General features: G+C 70.1%; 21 protein-coding genes. 9 read left to right on the forward strand and 12 right to left on the reverse strand.

Features of this window, described 5'->3' with window-relative positions; translation table 11 throughout:
* The 3 genes from OXG55_12400 to OXG55_12410 all read left to right on the forward strand — a co-directional run.
* Positions 1-483: molybdopterin-dependent oxidoreductase (locus tag OXG55_12400; protein ID MCY4104037.1), on the forward strand; the 483-nt coding region annotated here is incomplete at its 5' end.
* On the forward strand, positions 480-977 hold the full coding sequence (locus tag OXG55_12405) for a (2Fe-2S)-binding protein (GenBank protein ID MCY4104038.1): 498 nt from the start codon (positions 480-482) through the stop codon (positions 975-977). The genes OXG55_12400 and OXG55_12405, both read left to right, overlap by 4 nt.
* A gap of 3 nt (positions 978-980) precedes the next feature.
* The gene (locus OXG55_12410; protein MCY4104039.1) at positions 981-3,107 is read left to right on the forward strand and encodes a xanthine dehydrogenase family protein molybdopterin-binding subunit; all 2,127 of its coding nucleotides are present in this window, start codon (positions 981-983) and stop codon (positions 3,105-3,107) included.
* 42 nt (positions 3,108-3,149) lie between these two features.
* Here OXG55_12410 and OXG55_12415 read toward each other — a convergent pair whose 3' ends face one another.
* The gene (locus OXG55_12415) at positions 3,150-4,175 is read right to left on the reverse strand and encodes a MaoC/PaaZ C-terminal domain-containing protein (GenBank protein ID MCY4104040.1); all 1,026 of its coding nucleotides are present in this window, start codon (positions 4,173-4,175) and stop codon (positions 3,150-3,152) included.
* Positions 4,172-6,454 (reverse strand): cation-translocating P-type ATPase, encoded by a 2,283-nt coding sequence (locus OXG55_12420; GenBank protein ID MCY4104041.1) that lies wholly within the window; start codon positions 6,452-6,454, stop codon positions 4,172-4,174. Before OXG55_12420 ends, OXG55_12415 begins: the two co-directional genes overlap by 4 nt.
* 72 nt (positions 6,455-6,526) lie before the next feature.
* Here OXG55_12420 and OXG55_12425 point away from each other — a divergent pair, with 72 nt between their 5' ends.
* Positions 6,527-7,213 (forward strand): lysophospholipid acyltransferase family protein, encoded by a 687-nt coding sequence (locus tag OXG55_12425; GenBank protein ID MCY4104042.1) that lies wholly within the window; start codon positions 6,527-6,529, stop codon positions 7,211-7,213.
* Positions 7,214-7,421: 208 nt separating this feature from the next.
* Here OXG55_12425 and OXG55_12430 read toward each other — a convergent pair whose 3' ends face one another.
* Positions 7,422-8,204 carry an SDR family NAD(P)-dependent oxidoreductase gene (locus OXG55_12430; protein ID MCY4104043.1) on the reverse strand — a complete coding sequence of 261 codons (783 nt, stop codon included), beginning with the start codon at positions 8,202-8,204 and terminating at the stop codon, positions 7,422-7,424.
* Positions 8,205-8,572: 368 nt separating this feature from the next.
* On the opposite strand from OXG55_12430, the gene OXG55_12435 reads away from it, so the two are divergent.
* From OXG55_12435 to OXG55_12445, 3 genes are all read left to right on the forward strand, one after another.
* Complete coding sequence (locus OXG55_12435; GenBank protein ID MCY4104044.1) at positions 8,573-9,409, forward strand: DUF3105 domain-containing protein; 837 nt, start codon at positions 8,573-8,575, stop codon at positions 9,407-9,409.
* The gene (locus OXG55_12440; protein ID MCY4104045.1) at positions 9,406-10,116 is read left to right on the forward strand and encodes a hypothetical protein; all 711 of its coding nucleotides are present in this window, start codon (positions 9,406-9,408) and stop codon (positions 10,114-10,116) included. Before OXG55_12435 ends, OXG55_12440 begins: the two co-directional genes overlap by 4 nt.
* Before the next feature lie 88 nt (positions 10,117-10,204).
* Positions 10,205-10,384 (forward strand): hypothetical protein, encoded by a 180-nt coding sequence (locus OXG55_12445; GenBank protein ID MCY4104046.1) that lies wholly within the window; start codon positions 10,205-10,207, stop codon positions 10,382-10,384.
* On the opposite strand, the gene OXG55_12450 is transcribed toward OXG55_12445, so the two are convergent.
* On the reverse strand, positions 10,381-12,192 hold the full coding sequence (locus OXG55_12450) for an acyl-CoA dehydrogenase (GenBank protein MCY4104047.1): 1,812 nt from the start codon (positions 12,190-12,192) through the stop codon (positions 10,381-10,383). The genes OXG55_12445 and OXG55_12450 overlap by 4 nt on opposite strands.
* Positions 12,193-12,471: 279 nt before the next feature.
* On the opposite strand from OXG55_12450, the gene tpx reads away from it, so the two are divergent.
* Together tpx and OXG55_12460 are read left to right on the forward strand one after the other, a co-directional pair.
* On the forward strand, positions 12,472-12,969 hold the full coding sequence (gene tpx, locus OXG55_12455) for a thiol peroxidase (GenBank protein MCY4104048.1): 498 nt from the start codon (positions 12,472-12,474) through the stop codon (positions 12,967-12,969).
* Positions 12,970-13,026: 57 nt separating this feature from the next.
* A complete protein-coding gene (locus OXG55_12460) occupies positions 13,027-14,220 on the forward strand; it encodes a CaiB/BaiF CoA-transferase family protein (protein ID MCY4104049.1) in 1,194 nt (397 codons plus the stop codon).
* Between the two features lie 66 nt (positions 14,221-14,286).
* Here the strand turns inward: OXG55_12460 and OXG55_12465 are convergent, their stop codons facing one another.
* From OXG55_12465 to OXG55_12500, 8 genes are all read right to left on the reverse strand, one after another.
* Positions 14,287-14,700 carry an ester cyclase gene (locus OXG55_12465; GenBank protein MCY4104050.1) on the reverse strand — a complete coding sequence of 138 codons (414 nt, stop codon included), beginning with the start codon at positions 14,698-14,700 and terminating at the stop codon, positions 14,287-14,289.
* Between the two features lie 44 nt (positions 14,701-14,744).
* Positions 14,745-15,653: a hypothetical protein gene (locus tag OXG55_12470; protein MCY4104051.1), complete on the reverse strand. Its 909-nt coding sequence runs from the start codon at positions 15,651-15,653 to the stop codon at positions 14,745-14,747.
* 120 nt (positions 15,654-15,773) lie between these two features.
* Positions 15,774-17,705, reverse strand: coding sequence for a primary-amine oxidase (locus OXG55_12475; protein MCY4104052.1), 1,932 nt, complete (start codon positions 17,703-17,705; stop codon positions 15,774-15,776).
* Entirely contained in the window at positions 17,693-18,598 is a 906-nt protein-coding gene (locus tag OXG55_12480; GenBank protein ID MCY4104053.1) for a carbon-nitrogen hydrolase family protein, read from the reverse strand. Before OXG55_12480 ends, OXG55_12475 begins: the two co-directional genes overlap by 13 nt.
* On the reverse strand, positions 18,598-20,469 hold the full coding sequence (locus OXG55_12485; protein MCY4104054.1) for a hydantoinase B/oxoprolinase family protein: 1,872 nt from the start codon (positions 20,467-20,469) through the stop codon (positions 18,598-18,600). Before OXG55_12485 ends, OXG55_12480 begins: the two co-directional genes overlap by 1 nt.
* A 61-nt stretch (positions 20,470-20,530) precedes the next feature.
* Positions 20,531-22,582 carry a hydantoinase/oxoprolinase family protein gene (locus OXG55_12490; GenBank protein ID MCY4104055.1) on the reverse strand — a complete coding sequence of 684 codons (2,052 nt, stop codon included), beginning with the start codon at positions 22,580-22,582 and terminating at the stop codon, positions 20,531-20,533.
* Between the two features lie 47 nt (positions 22,583-22,629).
* Complete coding sequence (locus tag OXG55_12495) at positions 22,630-23,535, reverse strand: hypothetical protein (GenBank protein ID MCY4104056.1); 906 nt, start codon at positions 23,533-23,535, stop codon at positions 22,630-22,632.
* A 21-nt stretch (positions 23,536-23,556) separates the two neighbouring features.
* On the reverse strand, positions 23,557-23,853 hold the full coding sequence (locus OXG55_12500; GenBank protein ID MCY4104057.1) for a hypothetical protein: 297 nt from the start codon (positions 23,851-23,853) through the stop codon (positions 23,557-23,559).
* Positions 23,854-23,857: the final 4 nt, after the last annotated feature.

The following is a 23,857-nucleotide window of genomic DNA, read 5'->3' on the forward strand; positions in this document are numbered from 1 at the left end:
GAGGTGGAGGTGGATCCGGAGACCGGCGGCGTGTCGATGCGGCGCTTCGTCGTGGTGGAGGACGCCGGACGGCTCGTCAACCCGATGATCGCCGACGGGCAGATCCGCGGCGGCGTGGCGCAGGGGATCGCCAACGCCCTGCTGGAGGAGGTCGTCTACGACGACGACGGCAACATTCTCACGACCTCCCTCATGGACTACCTGCCTCCTACCGTCGCCGAGATCCCCGACATCGAGATCCTCCACCTCGAGACCCCCAGCGACGCCACCATCACCGGCGCCAAAGGGCTCGGCGAGGGCGGCACCATCGGGGCTCCCGCCGCCGTCCTGAACGCGGTGAACGACGCCCTCGCCCATCTGGGGGTGGAGTTGAACGAGATGCCGGCCACGCCCGAACGGGTCCGGGCGGCGGTGCGGGCCGCAGCCGGGGGGAGTCCGGTGGCCGAAACGAATCGACTGACGCAGGAGGCCCCAGTCCGATGACCGAGATCTCAGCCGCCGATGTGGCGGTCCCCGTGGTGCTGCGGGTGAACGGTGACGAGCACCGGATCACCGCAGAACCGCGCCGGACCCTGGCCGACGCGCTGCGCGACGACTGCGGGCTGACCGGCACCCACCTGGGGTGCGAGCACGGAGTCTGCGGGGCGTGCACCGTGCTGCTGGACGGCGAACCGGTGCGGTCCTGCCTGCTGTTCGCCGTGCAGGCCCAGGACGCCGAGATCCGCACCGTGGAGGGTCTCGCCGCTGCCGACGGCACGCTGCACCCGCTGCAGGAGGCGTTCTGGCGCCATCACGGCCTGCAGTGCGGCTTCTGCACGCCCGGGTTCCTGATGCTCAGCGCCGGTGTGCTGGAGACCCGCCCCGACATCGGCGACGACGAGTTGCGCGAGGTACTCTCGTCGAACCTCTGCCGCTGCACCGGCTACCAGACCATCACCGAGGCGGTGCGGTCGGTGCGCGACGCCGCCGAGGCCTGAGTCTTGGGTGAGCCTGACGGCCCGCGGGGCCGCTCGCTGATCGGCGAGTCGGTCCTGCGTCTCGAGGACCGGCCGCTGCTGGTCGGCGAGGGGCGATTCCTGGCCGACGTCAGCTTCGAGGGCGAGTTGCATCTCCGCGTGGTGCGATCGGACGTGGCCCACGGCGCGCTGCGGGGCGTGGACCTCGGCGACGTGCTGGCAGCCGAGGGCGTCGTGGCAGCCTGGAGCGCCGAAGAGGTGGCGCACGTTCCGGCCATCGACTTCCGCATGACCGGCTTCGACGAACTGCGCCCCTACTGCCAGCGGATCCTCGCCGACGAGTATGTGCGCTACGTGGGCGACCCGGTCGCCGTGGTGATCGCCGAGGATCCCTATCTGGCCGAGGACGCCGCCGAGTTGGCCTTCGTGGACATCGAACCGCTCGAGCCGGTGCTGCAGGCCGCCTCCCCCGGGGCCATCGCCCCCCTGACCCTGGAGCACGAGCACGGCGACATCGAGGCCGCCTTCGCGGGCGCACACCGGGTCGTGGAGTCGGAGGCCTCGGTCGGTCGCCACAGCGGGATCCCCCTCGAGACCCGCGGGCTGCTGGCGCGCCCGCTGGCGGGAGGTTTCGTGGAGCTGCACGGCATCGCCAAGGTGCCGCACTACAACTGCGCCACCATCGCCGCCATGCTCGACATCGAGCCCGGGCAGGTCGTCGGCCGGGAGGGTCACGTGGGTGGCGGCTTCGGAGTCCGCGGCGAGCTGTATCCCGAGGACGTCCTCGTGACTTACGCGGCGCTGCGTCTGCAGCGTCCCGTCAAGTGGGTCGAGGATCGCCGGGAGCACCTGGTGGCTGCCAACCACTCCCGTGAGCAGGCCTACCGCGTGCGCGCAGCCGTCGATGAACACGGTGTGGTGCAGGCCATCGACGCCGAGTTCTTCCACGACCAGGGGGGGTACGTGCGCACGCACGGGGCCACCGTGCCGAACCTGTCGGTGGCGCTCCTGCCAGGCCCGTACCTGGTGCCCGCCTACCGGGTCCGTGGGCGGATCCGGCTCACGAACAAGACGCCCGCGGGCACGTACCGGGCACCCGGCCGCTTCGAGAGCACCTTCGTGCGGGAGCGCCTCCTGGACCGTGTGGCCACCGAGTTGGAGCTTGACCCCGTCGAGGTGCGCCGGCGCAACCTGATTCCCGCAGAGGCGATGCCGTTCGACCGCGGTGTCAGCACGCTCGGCACCCCCCTGGTCTACGACTCCGGTGACTACCACCGGTTGCTGGAGCGGCTGTTGACCCACATCGGTTACGAGTCACTGCGGGACTCGCTGCTGCAGCGGCGCCGTACCGGCGAGATGGTCGGGCTCGGCATCGGGATGTTCGTGGAGAAATCCGGTCTGGGGCCCTTCGATGATGTGCGCGTGCGGCGTCTCGAGGACGGCGGTGTGGAGGTGGTGACCGGCGCCGCTTCGGTGGGTCAGGGCATGGAGACCGTCATCGCCCAGATCTGCGCCGAGGTGCTGGACGTGGACTACGGCAAGGTGACGGTGCGCCACGGCCAGACCGATTTGATCGGCCGTGGCCTGGGCGCCTTCGCCAGCCGGGTGACGGTCATGACGGGTGTGGCCGCCCACTTGGCGGCCACCGAGTTGGCGGCGACCGGGGACGTGGCCGAGGTCACGTTCAACGCCGACCACATGACCTACCCCTACGGCGCCCACGCCGCGGTGGTGCGCGTGGACGGCGAGACGGGCGGTGTGACCGTCGAGCGCTACGTGGTGGCCTACGACGTGGGACGGGCGGTGAACCCGATGCTGTGCGAGGGCCAGATCGTCGGCGGTGTCGCCCAGGGCATCGGCGGGGCGCTGCTGGAGTTGTTCGCCTACGACTCAGACGGCCAACCGCTCGCCACGTCGTTCATGGACTACCTGCTGCCCACGGTTGCCGAGCAGCCGCCCGTGGAGGTGCTGCTGAGCGAGGACGCTCCCAGCCCGCTCAACCCGCTCGGGCTCAAGGGCGCCGGCGAGGGCGGCACGACCGCCTGCGGCGCGGCCATCGCCGCGGCCATCGACGACGCCATCGGTCGCCCGGGAGCGGTCACCTCACTGCCCGCAACGCCGGAGTCGGTCCGCGCTCTGCTCAGGGCCTGACTGCACGCGGCCCGGCGGGGCGCGACCGCCGGAGGGGCTCTCTCAGGAGGTGACGGCGGCGAGGGTCCAATCCAGAATGTCGGCAGGGTCGCCTTCCCGGTGGGCGGTCGCCCGGACCCGCACGGCGCGCAGCCGTCCCTGACCGGCGCGGATCTCGCCGAGCAGCGTGTGCGAGAACGACAGCAGATCGCCCTCGAAGACCGGACCGGTGTGGTTGCAGTAGCCCCAGGCCACCACCGTCGCCATGCCGTGAACCACCCGGCTGAGCGAAGCCTGGGCCATGCCCACCACTTGGAGGCCGTTCACCAGGCGGCGCCCGTACGGGGAGACCTCGGCATCCCGGTGCACGAACGCCAGGTTGTGGGTGAGGTGCAGCAGTGCCGGCGTGTTGTCGATGTAGTCCCGCAGCGGGTCGGTCACGGTGGTGCCGACCTCCCAGGCATCCGGTTGCCCCAGCAGGTAGAGCCGCCAGCCACCCGGTACCAACTCGGCGCACGCCTCGAGGTCGATCCCGCCGGTCGGGTCGTCCGTGTCGGCGCCGCTGCCTATGTCATCGGAGAACCCGGGGAGGTCCGCCCCCCTGGTCGGAAGCATGGGACAGCGCTGGTAGGTGGCCACCGGAACGCCGTCGGCCGTGCTCTCGCAGGACACGAGGACCATGCCGCGGGGTGGCCGATCGGGGCGGGGTCGCCCGTCGCGCATGGCGATCACCCGCACGGTCGTGTCCAACGTCTGCCCCTGGTACACGGGCCGCGGGAAGCGCACGTCGCGGTAGAAGAGGTTCGCAATGACGCGCCGGCTGACGGTCGTGGTATGCCCGACCGACAGGGCCATGAGGAGTCCCGGGCTGACGAGGGGCTGATCGGAGCCCGTCACCTCGGCGCACAGCCGCCGGTTCTGCGCCAGCGGCAGCCTCTCGCCGACGAGTGCCTGGTAGACGGCGCAGATGCCGCTGTCGAGGGTGACGCCCGGCTGGCGGGGGAGTTCGCTCCCCGGGCGCAGCAGGTCGTAGTACGGCCCGTCGAGGGGGATCGGCCCGCCGACCGGTGACAGCTCGTCGGGGCTCACGGGCGCAGAGGGGCGAAGCGGTTGAGGCGCAGCGAGTTCCCGAGCACGAAGAGCGAGGATAGCCCCATGGCCACGGCGGCTATCTCGGGACGCAGCAGCCCGACCGCCGCCAGCGGGATCGCGGCGGTGTTGTAGACGAAGGCCCAGAACAGGTTCCCCCGGATGGTGCCGAGCGTGCGCCGGGCGAGGGTCAGAGCGTCCACCGCCCGCCGGAGATCGTCTCCGACGAGGGTCAGATCCGAGGCCTCGGCGGCCACGTCGGCGCCGGTGCCGATGGCCACGCCCACTTCGGCGGCCGCCAGGGCGGGCGCGTCGTTCACGCCGTCGCCCACCATCGCCACGCGCCGCCCGGCGGCTTGCAGGCGCTCGATCTCGGCCGCCTTGCCGGCGGGTGTCAATTCGGCGAGGGTGCGATCGGTTCCCACCTGCCGGCCCACCTGCTCCGCGGCCGCCCTGTTGTCGCCGCTCAGGAGCACGACCTCGATACCGGCTCGCTTCCAGTCGGCCACCGCCGCGGCGCTCGACGGCTTGACGCGATCCGCCAGTGCCACGAATCCCCACGCCGATCCGTCGCCGCCCACGAACACGAGCGTGCGCCCCGCGGCGGCGTGCTCGGCGGCGGCCCGCTCCAGTGCCGCGGGTACCTGCTCGAAGAGTTGGGCGCGCCCGACCATGACGCTGTCCTCGGCCGGGTCGCCGGTTCGGGGTTCCCGCTCGGGCGGCGTCGGACCGGGGCGCGCACCGGCCCGCACCAGCCGCCCCTGAACACCGAAACCCGGCAGGTTCCGGAAGTCCGCCACGGCGAACCCGTCCTCGGGGGGCTGCCCGCCACCGGCCCGGGGATCTCCGGGAGACCAACCGGCGCCGGCTCGCACGATGGCTGCTGCCACAGGGTGCTCCGATCGGGCTTCCAGCGCCGCCGCCGTCGCCAGCAACTCGGCTGAGTCGATCCCATCGGCGGTCTCGACGGCCACGACCTCGAGGTGCCCCTCGGTCACGGTGCCGGTCTTGTCGAGCGCCACCACGTCGAGGTGTCGCGCCGCCTCGAGGGCGTCGGGGCCCCGAATGATCACACCCATGCGGGCGCCTCGGCCGCTCCCGGCCATGAAGGCCGCCGGTGTGGCGAGGCCCAGGGCGCACGGGCAGGCCACGATGAGCACAGCCACGGCAGGGCTGATCGCGGCGCCCGCGGACTCCAGGACCAGCCAGGCCGCCAGCGTGGCGACGGCCACCACGACCACGACGGGCACGAAGACCGCGGCGATCCGGTCGGCGAGACGCTGGATCGGCGCCTTGCGCGAGAGGGCCTCGGTGACCAGCCGGACGACTTGAGCGAGCGTGCCGTCGGCGCCGACCCGCCGTGCCTCCACCGTGAGGGATCCGTGGGTATTGAGAGTCCCGCCCGTGACGTCGTCGCCCGGGCCCACCTCGACGGGCACCACTTCGCCGGTCACGATCGAGGTGTCCACTGCGGAGTGTCCGTCGGTGACGGTGCCGTCGGCGGCGATCCGCTCGCCGGGTCGAGCGAGGAATCGCATGCCGACGGTCAGCTGGGAGGGCGGGATGTCGCTCCCGTCGGGAAGTCGCACGGCACCGGCGCTCAACCCCACCAGCGAACCGATGGCATCACCGGCGCGCTGGCGCGCCCGCGCCTCGAGGCGGCGCCCGAGGAGTACGGCAGCCACGATGATCGCCGCGGTGTCGAAGTAGACGTGCCCGTCGAGGTTGCCGATGGTGATCACCGCCGACCACCCCCAGGCGACCAGCGATCCCAGGGACACGAGCGTGTCCATCGTGGCGTGACCCCGCCGCACCGCCCGCCACCCGGGCCTGTGGAACGCCAGGCCGCTGATCAGGACGACCGGCACGGTCAGCCCGCCGACGAGCCACTGCCAGCCGGCGAAATGCAGGGAGCCGACCGATGAGATCACCATCGAGGCGGCCGCCAGTGCGATGGTCACCAGGAGAGCGCCCCCGCTCGTCCGCCAGGGCTCCTCGCCTTCGAGGCGCAGGTGCCCCGGGGACGCGCGGTAGCCGAGGTGCTCAATGCGATCCAGCACGTCGCGCTCGCTCAGCATCCGGGGGTCGTACGACACGCTGGCGCGGCGGGCGGCGAAGTTGACGTGTGCCGCGGACACGCCGAGGGTCTCGTGCAGGGCACTCTCGATGCTGGTCGCGCAGGCACCGCAGGTCATGCCGTCGACTGTCAGATCGACGCGGGCCTGTCGCTGGGGAGACTCGGGGAACCCCTGCCCGTCCGGGAGTTCGGTACGTACCAGGATCACACCTCCCGTTCGACCTCCAGCGTATTGGGCTGGGGACGCGGCGCGCAGCCCAATACGCTGCCGCCGATGCGGCCCGCGAGCGGTCACCGGACCCGCCACCATCGCAGGTTCGGATTCCTGGGGACGGTCGTCCGGCTACCGGCGGCGGTGATGGCGCGCTGGGACATACCGCAGGTACCGCCCGTGGGTGCCCCCGCTGTCTTCGCGGGGAACCATCGCAGCCTGTTCGACATCGTGGTGGGGTTCCGTCTGTTCTGGAACTTCCGGGCGTCGGTCCGCATCGTCGTCGCCAGGCGCTACTTCGACCATTGGCTCATGGGGCGACTGTTGCGAGCCGGGGGCTGCATCCCCATGGGGACCGGCAGGCAGGCCCTCACGGGAATCAAGGCCTGCCTCGAAGCCCTCGATCGAGGCGAGACCGTGGTGATCATGCCGGAGGGGCGTGTGATCGCCCCTGAGGAGCGGGCCGGCGGCGTCGGCACTCCGGAGGCGGGCATCGGTGTGCTGGCGGCTCGCAGCACCGCGCCGCTGGCGCTCTGTGCGATCACCGGCACCGACGAGGTGTGGCCCCTCGGCCGCCGCTTCCCGCGTCTGCGCCTCGGCAAGGCCCGCCCGGTGGTCCGCGTCCTCGTCGAGGCACTCGTGCCACTGGACCCGGACGACCGCACCGACCGCGAGCGCGTGGCGGCAGCGGTGATGGCGGCGCTGGCGGAACGAGTGCACGAGTCCGAGGGCCCGAAGACTCCGGACTGAGCGACCCGCGCCATTCCGGCGGAGGCTCCGGCGGGGAGTGATCGGCCCGCGTCATTCCGGCACAGCTAGGATCTAGGGCTCGGCGGCGGAGTGATCGACCCGCGCCATTCCGGCGGAGGCCGGCGGCGGATAGACCGAAACGCGTCATTCCGGCGGAGGCCGGAATCCAGTGCCCGGCGACGGTCGCTGCTGCGCGCTCGGCAGGCGCCTACTGCGACAGCCGTTGGGCGAGGCGGCGCATGCCGGCCAGCCAGCGATCCGGGTCGTCGGCCCGGCGCCTGGTGTATGTCGCAACCTCCGGATGCGGCAGGACCAGGAACCGGCCCTGCTGCAGCGCCTCGGCTGTGGCGTCGGCGACCGCATCGGGCTCCAGCACCCCGTCGGTCGCCGCGGCCGACCGGTGCACCACGCCGCCACCAGGCGGTGCCGCCGGCGTGGTTCGGCCGGCGGTGCCCTCCAGCAGCGGCGTGCGCACCGCCTGCGGGCACAGCGCCGCCACCTGGACCCCGCGGTCGCTGTAGCTGATGGCAAGCCACTCGGCGACGGCAACCGCCGCATGCTTGGTGGCGGCGTAGGACACCGAGTCGAGCTGGGTCAGAAGCCCCGCCGCCGAGGCGGTCACCACGAAGGTGCCGCCGCCGCGCTCGGTCCAACGGGGCAGCAACACGCCCGCCGCGTGGACGTGCGCCATCACGTGGACCTCCCAACTCCGCTGCCAGCCGGCGGCCGCCGTGTCGATACCTCCGGGTACCAGCAGACCGGCGTTCGAGCAGTAGATCTCCACGGGGCCGAGCGACCGCTCCACCTCGTCGATCAGCTCGCGGGTCGCAGCCGAGTCGGCAACGTCCAGGAGCCGGGCCTGCCCGTCGATTCCCGCTGCAACCTCCTCGGCGCCGGTGATGTCGATGTCGCTGACCACCACCCGGGCGCCGTCGGCCGCAAGGCGCCGCGCCAGCGCCGCGCCGATGCCACTCGCCGCACCTGTCACCACGGCAACGGCGCCGGGTCGCGGTGGGTAGCGGCTGTGCGGTTGCGGGTCCGATCCGGCCTGAGGCGATCGGTCCGGCGGATTCCCAGCTGTTCGGGGCACGACCCGGAGGTTAGAGCCAGTCCCGGGAGCGGTGGGGCGTGCCGGGCCGTGCCGAGAGCCGGCTCCGACGTCACGGGAGCCGGCGGACCCGCCGACCGCGGATTCGGGAGCAAGTCCGCGTAGTGTCCGGGTAGGGCGACCGGCCTGCGGCAGGAGCCGAACCGTCGGCGCCCGGTCGGGGCGAAGCCGGGACCGCAGCGCGCGGGCCGCGTGCAGGGACGAGGAAAGGGACAGTGACGCCGATGAGGATGCTCGGAAGCAGCACTGCGGTGAGGGCATTGTCGCTTCTCGCGGCGGTTCTGCTGCTGGTTGCCGCCTGCGGGAGGGACGGCGCGGCCACAGCGACCCCACCGCCTGCGGTGAGCGACTCCGGGGTCACCGGCGACGGCTCGCCACAGCCGCCTGCCGGCGAGGGGGCTGCCGCCGCGGCGACGACACAGCCCGCACCCGCAGCCGGCCCACCTCCCGCCGAGCAGGCCCCTTCGCCTCCCCCGAGTCCCGAGCCGCCGGCGGCCGCGGGAGGGCGCGTCGGCGCCGACCTGGCCGACACCTTGCCGACCAACTCGACGATGGCCCAGTCCGCCGCGCCGCTGCCGGCGCCGGCGGATCGAGGGACCGCCGACGGGGCGCCCGAGGGTGTCGAGGGAGTCGTGGTCGTGCCGATCACGAGCAACGAACACGTGCGTTACGACGTCGACTACCCGACGGCGCCGCCCGCCGGCGGCCCTCACCTGGGCATCTGGCTCAACTGCGGCTTCTACACGGTGCCCGTTCTGGACGAGTTGGCCGTCCACTCCCTGGAGCACGGCGCCGTGTGGGTGACCTATCGCTCCGACGTGGGGGCGGCGACGCTCGGCGAATTGCAGGTGCTGGCGGTGCAGTCGTCGCACATCCTGGTCTCGCCGTATGAGGGTCAAGCGTCGCCGCTGGTGCTCAGCGCCTGGGCGCGCCAACTCCACCTGGACTCGATCGAGGATCCCCGCTTCGATCAGTTCCTGGACGTGTACCTCTTCGATGGCCCGACGGCGCCCGAGCCCGGAGCGGCCTGCTCGGGGGCCGTGGGGGTGCCGCCGGAACATCCCGAGGCCGTTCCGCAGCAGGGATGAGCACCGGACCGCAGAAGAGGCGGGTCGGCGGGTCGGGGTCTTCCCGCTCTCGAGCCAGAGCCGGTGGCGCCGAGGCGCAGCCCAGCGCGGGCGCGCAGCGGCGGCGCCGGCGTCGCAAGCCGGACCGATCGCGTCTCTGGCGCATCGTGCTGTGGGCCGCCGTCGCCGTCGCTCTGGCCTGGGTCGCCGTTTCGATGGTTCTGTTCCTCGGCGACGACGAGGAACTGCCGCCGCCCCGCCCGGAGGAGCTGATCGCGAATGCGGCGGGATGCGACCCGCTGGACTTCAGCGTGGAACCCGGCGAGAGAGTCGTCTTCCGTGTGACCAACACCACCGACACCGACTTCGAGGTGATCGTCACCGACGAGGCGGGTGTGGCTCTGCGTACCTCGCCCGGCTACGACCCGGAAAGCCGGCCCGCGTGGGAGGCCTCGGCGTTGGACGCCGGTTCCGCAGTGTCCCCGCCGCGCTTGCTTGTCGCGGGCCTGCTCGCCCACGAGGGCCACGAGGACGAGGCGGGCCCCAACGCCACCGCGGACTTCCGCTATCGCATGATCGTGGCGGAGAACGGGGTACGGATCATGCTGGTGACATTCCCGGAGATCGGGGAGTTCGCCCCCCTGACACGCTTCGTCTGCGCCGCCGTCGCTCCCGACGGCACCCTGGATGCAACAATGCCGGCGGGCCGGATCACCGCTGGCGGCTGAGCGCGCCCTCCCTGCCGGGGGTAGACTCGGGCCTGCTTCCCCAAGGCAACCGATTCCCCAAGGCAACCGACATCCCGAGGAGGGGAGCATGGATTGGGGACAGTTCGCTGGTTTGGCCGGTCTGATGGTGATGTTGTTCAGTTGGCTGAAGCTCGACATCCGCGACCTCAGGACCACCGTCCACCGCGTGATTGACCGATTGGGCGGTCTGGAGGGGCGTGTGGCGCGCATCGAAGGTCATCTCGGCATCAACGAACCGACTGCCTAGCGTCGACGTGCCCTGCTCGCGCCGCGCAACTGTTCGGCGCTGAGGGTGGCGAGGATCGCGTTCCCACCGGTGACTGCCGGTGCCAGGCCCACGGCCTGCGGCAGCAGTTGTCGGCAGAAGAACTCGGCGGTGACCTGCTTGGCGGCCAGGAACTCGGCCTCTGCTCCGGCGGCCCCGGCGGCTGTCTCGGCGCGGGCGGTCTCGGCCGAGCGGGCCAGCAGCCACGCCCCCACCGCGCTCGCCAGCAGGCGCAGGTACGGGGTGGCACCGGCCAGCGCGCCGTCGCCGGGATGCGCCAGCAGCCAGTCGGTGCAGGAACGGGCGACGGTGACGGCGGTGGCAAGCGGCTCTCTCAGAACCGCTAGGTCGGGGTGGAGCCCCTCGGCGGTCTGACTGACACGGTCGAGCAGTTCGTGCACCACGGCCCCGTTGCGCACCGGCAGCTTGCGGCCGACGAGGTCGATGGCCTGGATGCCGTTGGTGCCCTCGTAGATGGCGGCGATGCGCACGTCCCGGCAGTACTGCGCTGCGCCGGTCTCCTCCACGTAGCCCATCCCCCCGTGCACCTGCAGCGCCAGCGAGGTCGTCTCGTTGGCGACATCGGTGCACCAGGCCTTCGACAGCGGCGTCAGCAGGTCGCACAATTCCTGCGCGGCTCGCCGCTCGTCTCCCTCGGGTAAGTGCTGGGCCAGGTCCAGGGCAGTGGCGTTGTAGTAGCAGAGGCAGCGCATGGCCTCGATGTAGGCCTTCTGGGTCAGCAACATGCGCCGCACGTCGGGATGCTCGATGATGGCGGCACGCTCCCCGGGCGCCGTCTCGGGCCGCCGGCCCTGCCGACGCTCTGTCGCGTGGTCGAGTGACTGCTGGTAGGCCCGGTCGGCCACCCCCACGCCTTCCAGTCCGACGCCGAGACGGGCGTTGTTCATCATGGTGAACATGTAGACCATGCCCATGTTCTCCTCGCCGATGAGGTAGCCGACGGCGCCGCCGTCCTCGCCGAGTGACATGACGCAGGTGGGGCTGGCGTGGATGCCCAGCTTGTGCTCGATGGAGACGCAGGTGATGTCGTTGCGTTCGCCGGGCCGCCCGGAGGCGTCCGGCAGGTACTTGGGCACGATGAAGCACGAGATGCCCCGGGAGCCGGCGGGGGCGTCGGGGGTGCGGGCCAGTACCAGGTGGATGGTGTTGGCGGCCATGTCGTGCTCGCCCCAGGTGATGAAGATCTTCTGGCCCCGCAGGCGGTAGCCGCCGTCGGCGCTGCGCTCGGCGCGCGTCGTGAGGGCGCCCAGGTCCGAGCCGGCGTGGGGCTCGGTCAGCAGCATGGTGGCGGTCCATTCGCCCGAGACCAGCTTCGGCAGGTATTCGGCGCGCTGGGCGGGGCTGCCGTGCAGGTCGAGCAGGTGCAGGCCGCCCTGCGTCAGCAGCGGGCAGAGCGAGAGCGCCAGGTTGGACGCCGTCATCATCTCCTGCAGGGCCAGCCCGACCGCCCACGGGAGGCCGCCCCCGCCGAGTTCGGGCCCGAACGCGGCCGCACCCCAGCCGGCCTCCACGTAGGCCTCGTAGGCATCGCGGAACCCCGGCGGCGTGGTCACGCTGCCGTCGTCGTTGCGGACGCTGGGGGTGGTGTCGCCCGTGCGGTTCAGGGGCGCGAAGACCTCGGAGAAGAAGCGGCCGGCCTCGCTCAGGATGTCGGTGAGGCTGTCGGGATCGAAGGTCTGGAACGCCTCCAACTTGGCCAGCGACCGCACGTCGCAGATGTTCTCGAGGACGAACCGCATGTCATGCAGTGGCGGGCGGTACGTGCTCATGGTGCCTCAGGTTCGTTCGATCCGCCGCTGGAGACGGGTGGCGCCGACCCCGGTCGGCGAAGTGCGCGGTTCACGGTATCGGCTCGGTGCCGTTCCGATGCCGCAGCGCCACCGACTGGACTCCTGCAGATCGCGAGCTGCATCGAGGGTGCGAGCATGGCGGCGCCCGGCACCGCCCGTCCTCCCGCGTGTAGTGATTGCGGATGCCGGCCCGTCGCTATTCGACGGTCGATCGGCTAGACAACAGTCGCTGACTACCCACAGCAGGGAGGAACCGCAATGGCCGAGATCGAATTCCGCGGGAACGTCATGCAAACCGGCGGCGAATTGCCGAGCGTGGGTGCACCCGCGCCGGACTTCAATCTCACCGGGGACGGACTCGCCCCTGTGAGCCTCGGCGACTTCGCCGGCCGGCGCGTGGTCCTGAACATCTTCCCGAGCATCGACACGCCGACGTGTGCGACGTCGGTCCGCGCCTTCAACGAGCGCGCCGCGAGCCTCGACAACACGTCGGTACTGTGCGTATCCGTCGACCTGCCGTTCGCCGCCGCCCGATTCTGCGGCGACGAGGGCATCGAGAACGTCGCCTGCGCCTCCACGTTCCGCTCCCCGGATTTCTACGACGCCTACGGCGTGCAGATCGCCGACGGCCCGCTCGCCGGGCTGTGCGCCCGGGCCGTCGTCGTCATCGACGAGGCGGGCAATGTGGTCCACACCGAACTCGTGAATCCGATCAGCGACGAGCCCGACTACGACGCCGCTCTGAGTGCTCTCTAGCGTCCCTCCACTGCACCCGGCCGCGTGGCCGGTCTGCCGCGGCCGATTGAGTGATCGATGACACCAGCGCTTGACGGCCTGCGTGTACTGGAGACGGGTGTGCTGCTGGCAGGACCGTTCTGCGGGCAGTTGCTGGCCGACTTCGGCGCCGAGGTCATCAAGATCGAGCAACCGGGGGTCGGCGATCCGATGCGCCAGTGGGGTCGGGAACGCGCCGGCGGGCACTCGCTGTGGTGGCCCGTCGTGGCCCGCAACAAGAAGTCGGTGACGCTCAACCTGCGCGAGTCGCGCGGCCAGGACATCGTGCGACGGCTCGCCGCCTCCTCGGACATCATGGTGGAGAACTTCCGGCCCGGCACGCTGGAGCGTTGGGGCCTCGGATACGAGGAGCTCTCGGCCATCAACCCGCGCCTCATCCTGGTGCGGGTCACGGGCTTCGGCCAGACCGGCCCGTACTCGGGGCGGCCGGGCTACGGATCCGTCGGAGAGGCCATGGGCGGGCTGCGCTACGTGGTCGGCAATCCGGACGCGCCGCCGAGCAGGGTCGGGATCAGCATCGGTGACACTCTGGCGGCCACGTTCGCCTGCGTCGGGGCGCTGTGCGCCCTGCACGCCCGCGAGCGCACCGGCCGCGGCCAGGTGGTGGACTCCGCGATCTACGAGGCCGTGCTGGGCGTGATGGAGTCGCTCATCCCCGAATACGCCGTCGCCGGCTACGTACGCGAGCGCACCGGCGCCATCCTCCCGAACGTGGCGCCGTCGAACGTGTACCCCACAGCGGACGGGCGGATGGTCATCATCGCCGCCAACCAGGACACGGTGTTCGCTCGGCTGGCCGAGGCGATGGGACACCCCGAGCTGGCGACCGACGAGCGCTACGGCACGCACGTGGCCCGCGGTGCCCGGCAAGCTGAACTGGACGAGTTGATCTCTGCGTGGAGTGCGGGTCTGGAGGCCGAGGAGCTGAACGACGTCCTGGAACGGCACGGTGTGCCCACGGGCCACATCTACCGCGCGCCGGAGATGCTGGCCGATCCCCATTTCGCAGCCCGGGAGGCCATCGTCCGGCTCACCCACCCCGATATCGGCGAACTCCCGATGCAGAACGTGGTGCCGAAGCTGTCCGAGACGCCGGGGCGGCTCGACTGGCCGGGCCCCGACCTCGGAGCGCACAACGAGGAGATACTCAGCGGTCTGCTGGGCCTCAGCGGCGACGAGTTGGCCGAACTGGTGGCGGACGGGATCGTCTGACGGTCCCGCCGTGGGCTGGGCTGCGCGGCGGTCGGACGAGGCGCCGGACCGGGTCAGCCGCCTGGGTCAGTCGCTTGTGAGCTGGCGGGTGACCGTGTTCAGGTCGAAATAGCCACGGCCGCCGACGACGCGACCGTCCACGACTCGTAGCACGTCGCAGGACTGCAACTCCACCTTGGCGTTCGACGGCGGCATCTCTCCGTCGGGGCCCATCATCGGCCCGGTGTTGGTGCCCCGGACCGTGAACTCCACGACGACCCACTCCCCACTCTCGATCAGGTTCGTGATCTCGGCTGAGCCGTCGGGGAAGGCGCGGGCCCACTCGCGGTACTCCCGCAGCATTCCCTCAGGGCCCTGGTAGCGGCGCCCGCTGGCCACCTCGGTCCAATCCAGGTCCTCGTGCACGCACTCGATCGCCGCCTCGAAGTCGCGGTTGTTGAAGGCGTCGTAGGTCTTGCGCACCAGGTCGGCGTTGCTCATCTCCGGCATGCCTGTTGCCTCCTTGGCTGTTCCAGCGGTTCGTCCTAGGCGCCGTCCGGCACGGCGTACATCGGCGTCGTGCTCGGATAGATCGGCTGTTCGGGGCGTTGGTCCCAGTCGACGTGGACCGGGGACTTCAACCAGGACTCGCCGTCGTGGAACGCCCGGACCAGTTCCGTGCCCACCTCTTCGCCCTCGTCGTTGGCCAACTCCGAGAACTGAGCCCCCATGGGAGCCTCGCAGTGCAGCATGAGGAGGCTGCCCTTGGCGGTCAGCAGCGGTCCGTGTTTCAGACCCGCGGGATTCGCGAGGAACGATCCTGCGGCGTGCATGCCCCGCTCGGCCATGAGCAGATCACCGGCCAGCCAGACCATCTCCTCCCAGGTGTCATAGTGGACCTCCTGGCGGGGCTCGCCGAAACCGGGCGCCATCTGGATGAAGCGCAGCATCCCGCCGGGACCGCCGTGGAACAGGCCCTCCGCCGGGTCGGGCCACCGCAACGACTTGTGCATGATGCCGTGGCGAAGACCGGGCATCTCGGTGAGGATCCAGTCGATCTCCCAGACCTTGGCCACGTAGGGCTGGTTGTCGTAGTAGTAGCCCTCGGCCCAGACCGGGTTCCAGAAGGCGTATGCCTGGAAGCCCCCCTGTGTGGAGAGTTCGAGCGGGCCACAGCCCTTCGGGACGGCGGCATAGCCCCCGGCGCCCACGGTCCGGCCGTTGGCGGTGAGGTCGCCTTCCACGACGAATATCTCGAGGGCCCCCTCGTCGGCCTGCTCGACGTGCGACCAGCCTGCGGGCATCTTCACCATGTAGGTCCCGGCTCCGGTCTCGGGGCGGTCGGACATGATCCGGGTCTCGACCCCGTGGAGGAAACTCGGCCCGGGAACCGTCTCCCAGGGCAACGCCCATACATGGAAGAACTGCGGATCGTCACGGTTGCGATGGTTCATGCTGGTCCCCTTCCCTGCCGACCCCGATTGTCTAATCCAATCCCGGATGCAGTGCAGCCGCCCCTGCAGTTGAGTGCGGTCGGATGGCGCTCGTGCCGATGGCGGCCCGCCGCGCCGGAATCACTCGGCACAGTCGTCGCCGTCGTGGCATGCCGGCTGCGGCAGGGGAACATCCAGCGACGGGTTCCGGTCGAAGAACCCCACGGGAAGCAGCTGGAAACCGACCCGCTCCACCGGCATGATCGGCCAGTCCTCGGGACGCACGATGTGCGATACGCCGAACGTGTGCCACACCACCACGTCGGTGTCGACGATGTCCCGGTCCTGCTCGGTCCAAACGCTGAGGCCGGCCTCGCCGGTGCTCTGGTTGGGGTAGTCCCCGGCCGCGTGCATCTCGTCGGGGCGATACGGCGTGACCCAGAGGTGCTTCTGCGCAAAGCCCGCTCGCTTGGCGACGCGCGAATCCGGCGACGCCAGCATCAGCGAACTGGCCTCGGGCAGGAGCTTGAAGGCCACGGGCCGCCCGAAGCGGTTGAGCCTCGAGGGGTTGATGACCTTCCAGTAGCGGGCCTTGAGCGGGTCGATGATGCGCTGCGCCTGCTGCTCGGTCCCCAGGAGCGTCTCCCGGCCGCCGAAGGCGTTGAGATGAGGGTTGGCCTCGCCGGGCGGGAGCGGGACGGTGTCCACCTCGACGACGGAGTTCGGCGCCCCGTCCACGTCGAAGTCGAGGCGCATGTTGAAGATGTGCTGGTGGTGCACACCGCTGAGATCCGTCGAGATGATCGTGCCGTAGTCGTCGAGGGTGCCGGGAGGGAGCGCCCGAGTCTGGATGACACCGGTCAGCTTGATCTCGAACTCCATGTGGCCGTCCTGGTAGAAGTACCAGTAGAAGCCGTACTCGTAGTTGCCGAGCGTGCCGATGCACGAGATGACGAGGCGTCGCGAGCGCCTCACCTCGCTGGAACCCGTGCTCAGGTCCAAATGCTTCCAGAGGATCGAGTAGTCCTCCTCGTGGATGCAGACCACGTTCCGGCACAGCGTGGGGCGGCCGTCGTCATCGGCTGTGACGGTGTCCAGGTAGCGGATCTCGCCGAGACAGTCGCACCCCAGGGTCAGGGAGCCCATGTTCCGGCCCATGCCGTACTCGCCCGCATCGAACGCGTTGCGCCAGTGGAAGGCGTCGGTGCCGTCGCCATAGGGCACGACCATCTCCGACAGGGCGGCGCGGTAGAGGATGGAGCGACGCTCCCCGCCGTCGTCGTAGGCCACCTGATGGAGCACGAGCCCGTCGGTCGGGTGCATGGAGATCCGGACACTCCAGCGCTGCCAACTCAGCAGGTTCCCTTCGATGGAGAAGCTCGGCCCCTCCGGCTGGACGATGTCCAGGGGTTTCAAGTCGGTACGAAGCTTGCCCACCGAGGCCGCGTCGTAGTTGCCCGACTCGGGGGGAAGCGGGACGACGTCGCCGTCGAGGATCTTCAGCACCCGGTTCTCGTTGAGGTCCACGATGGCGACGACGTTCTCGATGGGCTTGGCGTACCCGTTGTCGGTCGGGGCATGCCGCAGGTACGACGCCGCTCGCACCAGGCGCCGATTCGGGTCGATCCCCTCGATCGGGAAATCGCCCACCGACCAGAGGTCCACCTGCACCATGTCGAAGTCGGTCACGCCCCGCCGGCGCAGTGCCGCGCGCCAGCGCTCGTCGTTCTTCACGAGTTCGTCGACCGCGGCGAACTCCTCCATGAGGATCGGAGGCTGCGCCCCCTCGAGCGAGCGCCACGAGGCGATCCGCCCCTCGTTGAGTGACACCACAGCCTCATAGGCAGTGCCGTCGGCCCGGTTCAGCAGTGTGGCGCGCGCCCGGCGGCTGATCGGATCCCCTTGCTCGAAGCGGTACACCTCCTCCTTGGCAGGTTCCTCGAGCATGAGGAGGGGAAAGCGGAGCCGCTCCATGCCGGCGCACTCGCGCCGGACGATGGCGGCGGCCTCTTCGATCTCGGTTGCCGTCAGCGGGTCGAGCGGGTGTGTGACGGCCCCGGCTAACCCTGCCATTCGATCGCCCCGACGTTGGGATTCGGCAGGAGGATCTCGTCGTAGAGATCCGGACGGCGGCGGTCGATCAGCCGGAAGGGCATGTCCCCCCGGTCGATGTCCGGATCGATGTCGGCGATGACCAGTTCCTCGCAATCGACTCCCTCGCCTCCCTCGGCCAGGATGCGCCCCTCGGGGTTGATGATCCGGCTCTTCCCGAAGAAGCCCAGGTCCCCGCTGCGCCCGACCATGTTCGCCAGCACGAGGTAGACGGAATTGTCGATGGCGCGCGTCGGCGACGTATGCGAGTGCTTGAACAGGTGGAGGACGACCTGCTCGGCATCGGGTCCGTCCACGTAGAACCCGGCCAGGGATCCGCAGATCACCCTGGCGCCCTTGATGGCCAGGATCCGCGTGGTCTCCGGGAGGGAGAAGTCGGCGCAGATCATGTTCCCGATACATCCCGCAGCGGTGTCGGCGACGGCGAGCGAGCTGCCGGGGGTGAAGTCGGGGACCTCGATGGTGGGGGTGAGGTGGATCTTGCGATGGACGTTGGCGATGTCGCCGTTCTCGTCGATCAGCACCGAGACGTTGGTGGGCCGTTCACCTTCTTCGGCGCGTGCCAGCATGCCGAAGGCGACGACCATCTCGTAGCGGCGGGCGATGTCGCCCACGCGGGCGGTGGCGACGCCGGGCACCGTGTCGAATGCGGCGAACACCTCCGCCAGGCGCTGCGGATCGCCCGACTCCTTGGCCTCCCGGATCGTCGCGAAGCCCGGGAGGTAGCCCTCGGGAAGGACCGCCAGTCGCACTCCACCCTCACCGGCGTCGATGAGCCACTGCTCCGCCTTGGCGAGGGTGGCTTCGGCGTCCCCGTCGACCGGGCAGATCTGGACGGCGGCGGCTCGCAGCATCAGCCGGCCGGGGCCAGCGCCTCGTCGCTGCTGGTGAGGGTGATCTTTCCCTCCTCGACGAGTCTGTAGAAGTTCTCGCCGCGGTCGAACAGTTTGAGCGGCGGCCGTTCGGCTCGGATGGACGCTCGCTGGGCCTCCGTCGCCTCGGCGTCGAGTTCGAGTTCGTAGTCGTCGTCGGTCGGCAGGAACAGCACGCCGTAGTCGTCTCGGGCGCTCCCGTGGGAGACAAGGCCGCGTCGTACGTCCAGCAGCACAGCGGCCGGGTCGCGGTCGAGCGGGTCGCCCCAGCCGCCACCGCCGGGGCTGAGCACGCGCAGGATGTCGCCCTTGCGAACGTCGATGGAGTCCGACTTGCCGGGCAGCACCCTCTCGTCGGGTGTGTCGGGGTTCAGGAGCCAGACCGAGCCCTGGCCGGCGCTGCCGCCCTTGACTCCCCACGGTTGCAGCGTGGCACGATCGGAGTGAATCAGCATCTCGCCGTCGATGAGGATCTCGATGTCCTTGAAGTAGCCGAGGCCGCCCCGGAACGTGCCGGCCCCGCCGGAATCCTGGCGGAGGCCCAGTCTGGTGATGCGGACCGGGAAGTTCGTCTCGGCGAACTCGGCCGGCATGTTCCTGGACTCCGGGGCCACGTCCACGGTGTCGGCGCCGTCGGCGAAGGGACGGGCGCCGGACCCCGCACCGGTGATCTCCCGCAGCAGGAAGTAGTCGCCGTCGGCGTTGTGGCCGAACAGCCCGTAGGAGGAGATGGACTCCGACGGTGCGGGCACGAACCCGCCCGAGGCCTTCGCCAGTATTCCCAGCCCCAGGTCGAGGATGCGCAGCAGCGGGAACGTCCGCCAGCCGCAGGCGGCCGGCCACTCCGGGCTGAGCACGGTGCGCTCGGGCAGCGTGCACGTGATGACCTCGTTCACGCCGTCGTTGATGATCATGTCCGGGGCGAAGGCCAGGAAGAGCGTGCCGAGCGACTTGGCGTAGTAGCGGCCGTTGGCGGGCCAGTTCAAGGAGCCCTTGATCTGCGGATCGGTGCCGGAGAAATCGAAGTTGATGCCGTCGGGCGTCTTCGTCATGGTGGCCCGAAGCTTCACGTAGTGGCGCGGCTCGCGAGGCTGCACGTCCACGTACTCGCAGAAGTCCTCGAACGTGTACGAGCCGTCGGGGATCATCGGCAAGACCGTCTCGCGCAGACTCCGGGAGCAACGGTCCAACAGTCCTTGGAACGTCTGTGCCAGCGCCTCGGCTCCGTAGCGTTCACACAACTCCTCGACGCGGACGACCCCGATCCCGCAGGCGTTCACGAAGGCGTCGATGTCGGCCCGCAGATCATCCGGGAACCGCGAGTTGTTCAGGATGGTCTCGAAGAGCGCCACGTTGAGTTGCCCCCGGTCGTAGAGCTTCACCGGCGGGACGACGAAGCCCTCCTGGAAGATCTCGAAGGCCGTGAGCGGGACGCTGCCCGGCGTCAGGCCCCCGATGTCGTTGACGTGCCCGAAGACCTGCACGTACGCCACGATCTCATCACCGGAGAAGACCGGCCGGGTGATGCACATGTCGCCGAGGTGGGTGATGCCCCCGTCGGACTTGTACGGGTCGTTGTAGAGGAAGACGTCGTCGCGGTGGATGTTGCCGGCGAACTTGGTCATGACCGGCGTCGGCACCGAGGCGAACGACAGCGCCGTCACGCTGTTGCCGTGGGAGTCGAAGATGCCCGACCGGTGGTCGTGCTGCTCGCGCACGATCGTGGAGCGCGCCGTGCGTTCCACCTGGATCTCCATCTCGCGGCGCGCCGACTCGATGGCACCCTCGATGATCTCGAAGAGGATCGGCTCGAACTCGGTGGTCACTTCAGAACCGTTGCCGGTGGGTGACATTGGTCGGCTCCTTTGGGTCGTCGTCGGGATATTCGTGGGCCGTGGTCAGGTAGATGACACCTCAGGCGAGGTGGATGATCAGATTGCCGAGGGCGTCCACCCGGGTGTTCGCCCCCGGCGGCACCAGCACGGTGGAGTCGTACTCGACGATGATCGCCGGGCCCGCAACCTCGTGACCGACGGCCAGCAGGTCCCGGTCGTAGAGGCGGGTCCGCTGCTGCCCGTGGCGGGGGCCGTAGTACACCTCGCGGTCGCCGAGGACGGCGTCGTCCACCGACCCCTCCCGGGGTGTCGTCTCGGCCAACTCGATCCGGGGCAGCGGGCCGGTGCCCCGGACGCGCAGGTTGACGAATTCCACGGCCTGTTCACCGGCGTAGTGGTACCCGTAGGTGCGCTGGTGCTCGACGTGAAACGCGTCCACTGCGGCGTCGAGACCGGCGGCAGACACCGGCCCGTCCGGAACGGGGACGGTCAACTCGGTGGCCATGCCCACGTAACAGAGGTCGGCGAATCGTTCCGTCGTGGGAGTGGCGATGCCTTGGCCCCGGATGTCGGCGACCACCTTCGCCTCAAGGTCGGCGAACGTGTCGCCGATCCTGTCGGGGGAGATGCTCTCAACACGCGTGTTGACGGTCTGCACCGCGCTTGCCTGGATGTCCGCCGCCAGCAGGCCAAGGCAGGAGCCGAGACCGGGACGCGGGGGAATCACGATCCTGCGGATGCCCAGCTGGTCGGCCAACTCGGCGGCGTGCAGCGGGCCGGCCCCGCCGAAGGCGAAGAGCGCGTACTCGCGCGGGTCGCGGCCGCGGGCGATCGAAACTTGGCGAACCGCGGCGGACATGCGGGCAGCTGCCAGCTGCAGGATTCCGTAGGCGAACTCCTCGGGCTCGAGGCCGAGCTTCCCGCCCATGGTGCCGACCACGTCACGTGCCGCTTCTGCGTTCAGCGGCATGTCGCCGCCGAGCAGGTAGTCGGGGATGCGCCCGAGGACGAGGTTGGCGTCGGTCACCGTGGGGTTCGTCCCGCCCTTTCCGTAGCACACCGGCCCGGGGTCGGCGCCGGCGCTCTCGGGGCCGACCCGGAGGCGGTCGCCGGTGCCCAGCGAGGCGATCGACCCGCCGCCGGCGCCGATGGAGACGATGTCGATCGACGGCATGCCCATGGGGTAGATGTCCAGCAGCCCTTCGGTGGTCAGCAGGGGCCGGCCGTCCTCGACGAGGGCAACATCGGTGGACGTTCCACCCATGTCGTAGGTCAGCACCTTGTCCTCGCCGATCTGATCAGCCAGCCAGGCCATGCCCAGTACTCCGGCACTGGGTCCGGAGTAGGCGATGGTCGCCGGCTGCTCCACCACGCGGTCGCTCTGGGAGAGCCCCCCCGAGGAACGCATCAGCAGTAGCGGGGCCGCGTAGCCCGCCGTCTTGAGGCGGCTGTCGAGGCTGGCGAGATAGTCGCTCACGAGCGGCATCAGCGCTGCATTCAGACACGTCGTCATGGCCCGCTCGTACTCGCGGAACTCCGGCAGGACATCCGAGGAGATGGTCAGGAAGCAGTCAGGGTGAAGCTCCCGGAACACGTCTCGTGCACGCTGCTCGTGCGAGGGATCCAGGTAGCTGTGCATAAAGCACAAGGCAACGGCGTTGATGCCCTTCTCCTTGAAGAATTCGGCGGCGGATCGCACGTCGTCCTCACTCATCTCCTCGAGGACTTCGCCCTTATGGGTGATGCGACCTCGTACCTGCCGCACGTTCTCGAGCGGGACCACTCGAGGTGGTTTCACCCAGGTGTAGATGGCTCCCCAGTCGCCGGGCACCGTCTGCCGGGCGATCTCGATCATCTCCCGGTACCCGTCGGTGACGATGAGCCCGAGCGACGGCCAGCGCTTCTGGAGCACCGCGTTGAGAGCGACCGTCGTGCCGTAGTGGAGGCCGACGACGTCTCCGGGTTCGAACGCCGCGGAGGCCTGCAGGGCGGAGAGCCCCGTCAGGAATGCCTTGGTGTCATCCTCGGGCGTCGACGGCGTCTTGGCTGCGAACAACTGGCCGTCGGCGTTGAAGGCCAAGAGGTCGGTGAACGTTCCACCGGTGTCGACTCCCACCCATACGTCTGCCATGGCCACCTGCCCCTCGGACCTGTTCGACTGGCGATTCGCCGGGGAATCTAGTCCGCGGATGCCAGGAGGGACATTCCGCTGAGGGGAACGGCCAGCGATCCCTCCGGCGACCGCACATGCCCCGGATCCTCCAGCCACGAGACGCCGTCCATGTACGAGCCGATCAGCTCGGCGGTCATGGGCGGCTCGTGGAAGCAGAAGTCCGCCGGGGCGTCGGTGTGCACCAGCAGGATGCAGCCTCGCTGGGTCAGCAGCGGGCCGTGGCGGTGGAACGACGGGTTCCCCACGTAGCTTCCGGCCGCCTGCCTGCCGGTCCCCGGCATGAAGAAGTCGCCTGCCAGCCAGATGATCTCCTCCCAGCACCCCGGATGGGACTCCTGGCGGTGATCACCCACGAAACCCGACACGAGGACCACGATGCGCAGCAGGCCCTTCGGTCCGCCGTGGACATCGCCGCGAACCGGGTCGGGAAGGCGCAGCGACTTCGACCACACGCCGTGGAGGCGACCCGGCGTCTGCAACTCGGCCGGGAACACGGTGGGCTCCCAGGGAAGGTCGACCGTGCGCACGACGCGTGGCACCGAGTCGTAGTAGTCGCCGGGGGCGAAGTGGGGGCTCCAGACCACCACGCCCCGGGCCGCTCGGCGGGCGGTCACGAGGAGCTGGTCGCAACCCGTGGGAAGGGCCACGAAACCCCCGGCACCCAGTCGCTTGCCGTCGACGGTCAGCGAGCCCTCGAGGATCAGGAGTTCCAGCGTTCCCGCATCGCCGCCGAGCGATGCCGACCAACCGGCGGGGATGTCCACCACGAGGGTCCGCTGCCCCGTCCGGGGGTTGTGGGACAGCAGGCTCTCCGAGCACCCCGCCAGCGGCTCCGGCTCGGAGACCGGTGCCGATGGGACGTCGCTGATCCGGAAGAACTGCGCGACGTCGCGGTCGGGACTGGGGGGCACCTGCTCGCTGACCGTCGGCTCCTACCCGTCGGCGCTGATGGCGCGCAGGAATCGCGCCAGGAAGGCGTCGCGATCGGCGACCATCGCCGGTGCCCTCTCCGGGTTGAGCGCCAACTCCTCGATGAGCGCGGACACCTCGATCCCCTGGCGGGCCAGGGCGCTCTCCAGCAGGCCGAGCCGCTCGCGGAGATTCCACACCTCCGCTCCCAGAGCCAGGACGATCCCGAGCAGCCGATCGTGGACGGGGTCCTCGAAGGCGTGGTAGCCGGGCGCCGGCCCGGCGGCGGCTTCGGAGGCGTGATCCGGCGGCGAGGACAAGGAA

The organism is bacterium, from assembly GCA_026708055.1.
Classification (GTDB): Bacteria; Actinomycetota; Acidimicrobiia; order Acidimicrobiales; family CATQHL01; genus VXNF01.

Excerpts from the sequence above, each read along its gene's own strand:
- OXG55_12475 (MCY4104052.1), bottom strand. The coding sequence starts at position 17,705 with ATGGCAGGGTTAGCCGGGGCCGTCACACACCCGCTCGACCCGCTGACG.
- OXG55_12425 (MCY4104042.1), top strand. The coding sequence starts at position 6,527 with ATGCGGCCCGCGAGCGGTCACCGGACCCGCCACCATCGCAGGTTCGGA.
- OXG55_12480 (MCY4104053.1), bottom strand. The coding sequence starts at position 18,598 with ATGCTGCGAGCCGCCGCCGTCCAGATCTGCCCGGTCGACGGGGACGCC.
- OXG55_12460 (MCY4104049.1), top strand. The coding sequence starts at position 13,027 with ATGACACCAGCGCTTGACGGCCTGCGTGTACTGGAGACGGGTGTGCTG.
- OXG55_12445 (MCY4104046.1), top strand. The coding sequence starts at position 10,205 with ATGGATTGGGGACAGTTCGCTGGTTTGGCCGGTCTGATGGTGATGTTG.
- OXG55_12485 (MCY4104054.1), bottom strand. The coding sequence starts at position 20,469 with ATGTCACCCACCGGCAACGGTTCTGAAGTGACCACCGAGTTCGAGCCG.
- OXG55_12450 (MCY4104047.1), bottom strand. The coding sequence starts at position 12,192 with ATGAGCACGTACCGCCCGCCACTGCATGACATGCGGTTCGTCCTCGAG.
- OXG55_12470 (MCY4104051.1), bottom strand. The coding sequence starts at position 15,653 with ATGAACCATCGCAACCGTGACGATCCGCAGTTCTTCCATGTATGGGCG.
- tpx (MCY4104048.1), top strand. The coding sequence starts at position 12,472 with ATGGCCGAGATCGAATTCCGCGGGAACGTCATGCAAACCGGCGGCGAA.
- OXG55_12440 (MCY4104045.1), top strand. The coding sequence starts at position 9,406 with ATGAGCACCGGACCGCAGAAGAGGCGGGTCGGCGGGTCGGGGTCTTCC.
- OXG55_12465 (MCY4104050.1), bottom strand. The coding sequence starts at position 14,700 with ATGAGCAACGCCGACCTGGTGCGCAAGACCTACGACGCCTTCAACAAC.
- OXG55_12490 (MCY4104055.1), bottom strand. The coding sequence starts at position 22,582 with ATGGCAGACGTATGGGTGGGAGTCGACACCGGTGGAACGTTCACCGAC.
- OXG55_12405 (MCY4104038.1), top strand. The coding sequence starts at position 480 with ATGACCGAGATCTCAGCCGCCGATGTGGCGGTCCCCGTGGTGCTGCGG.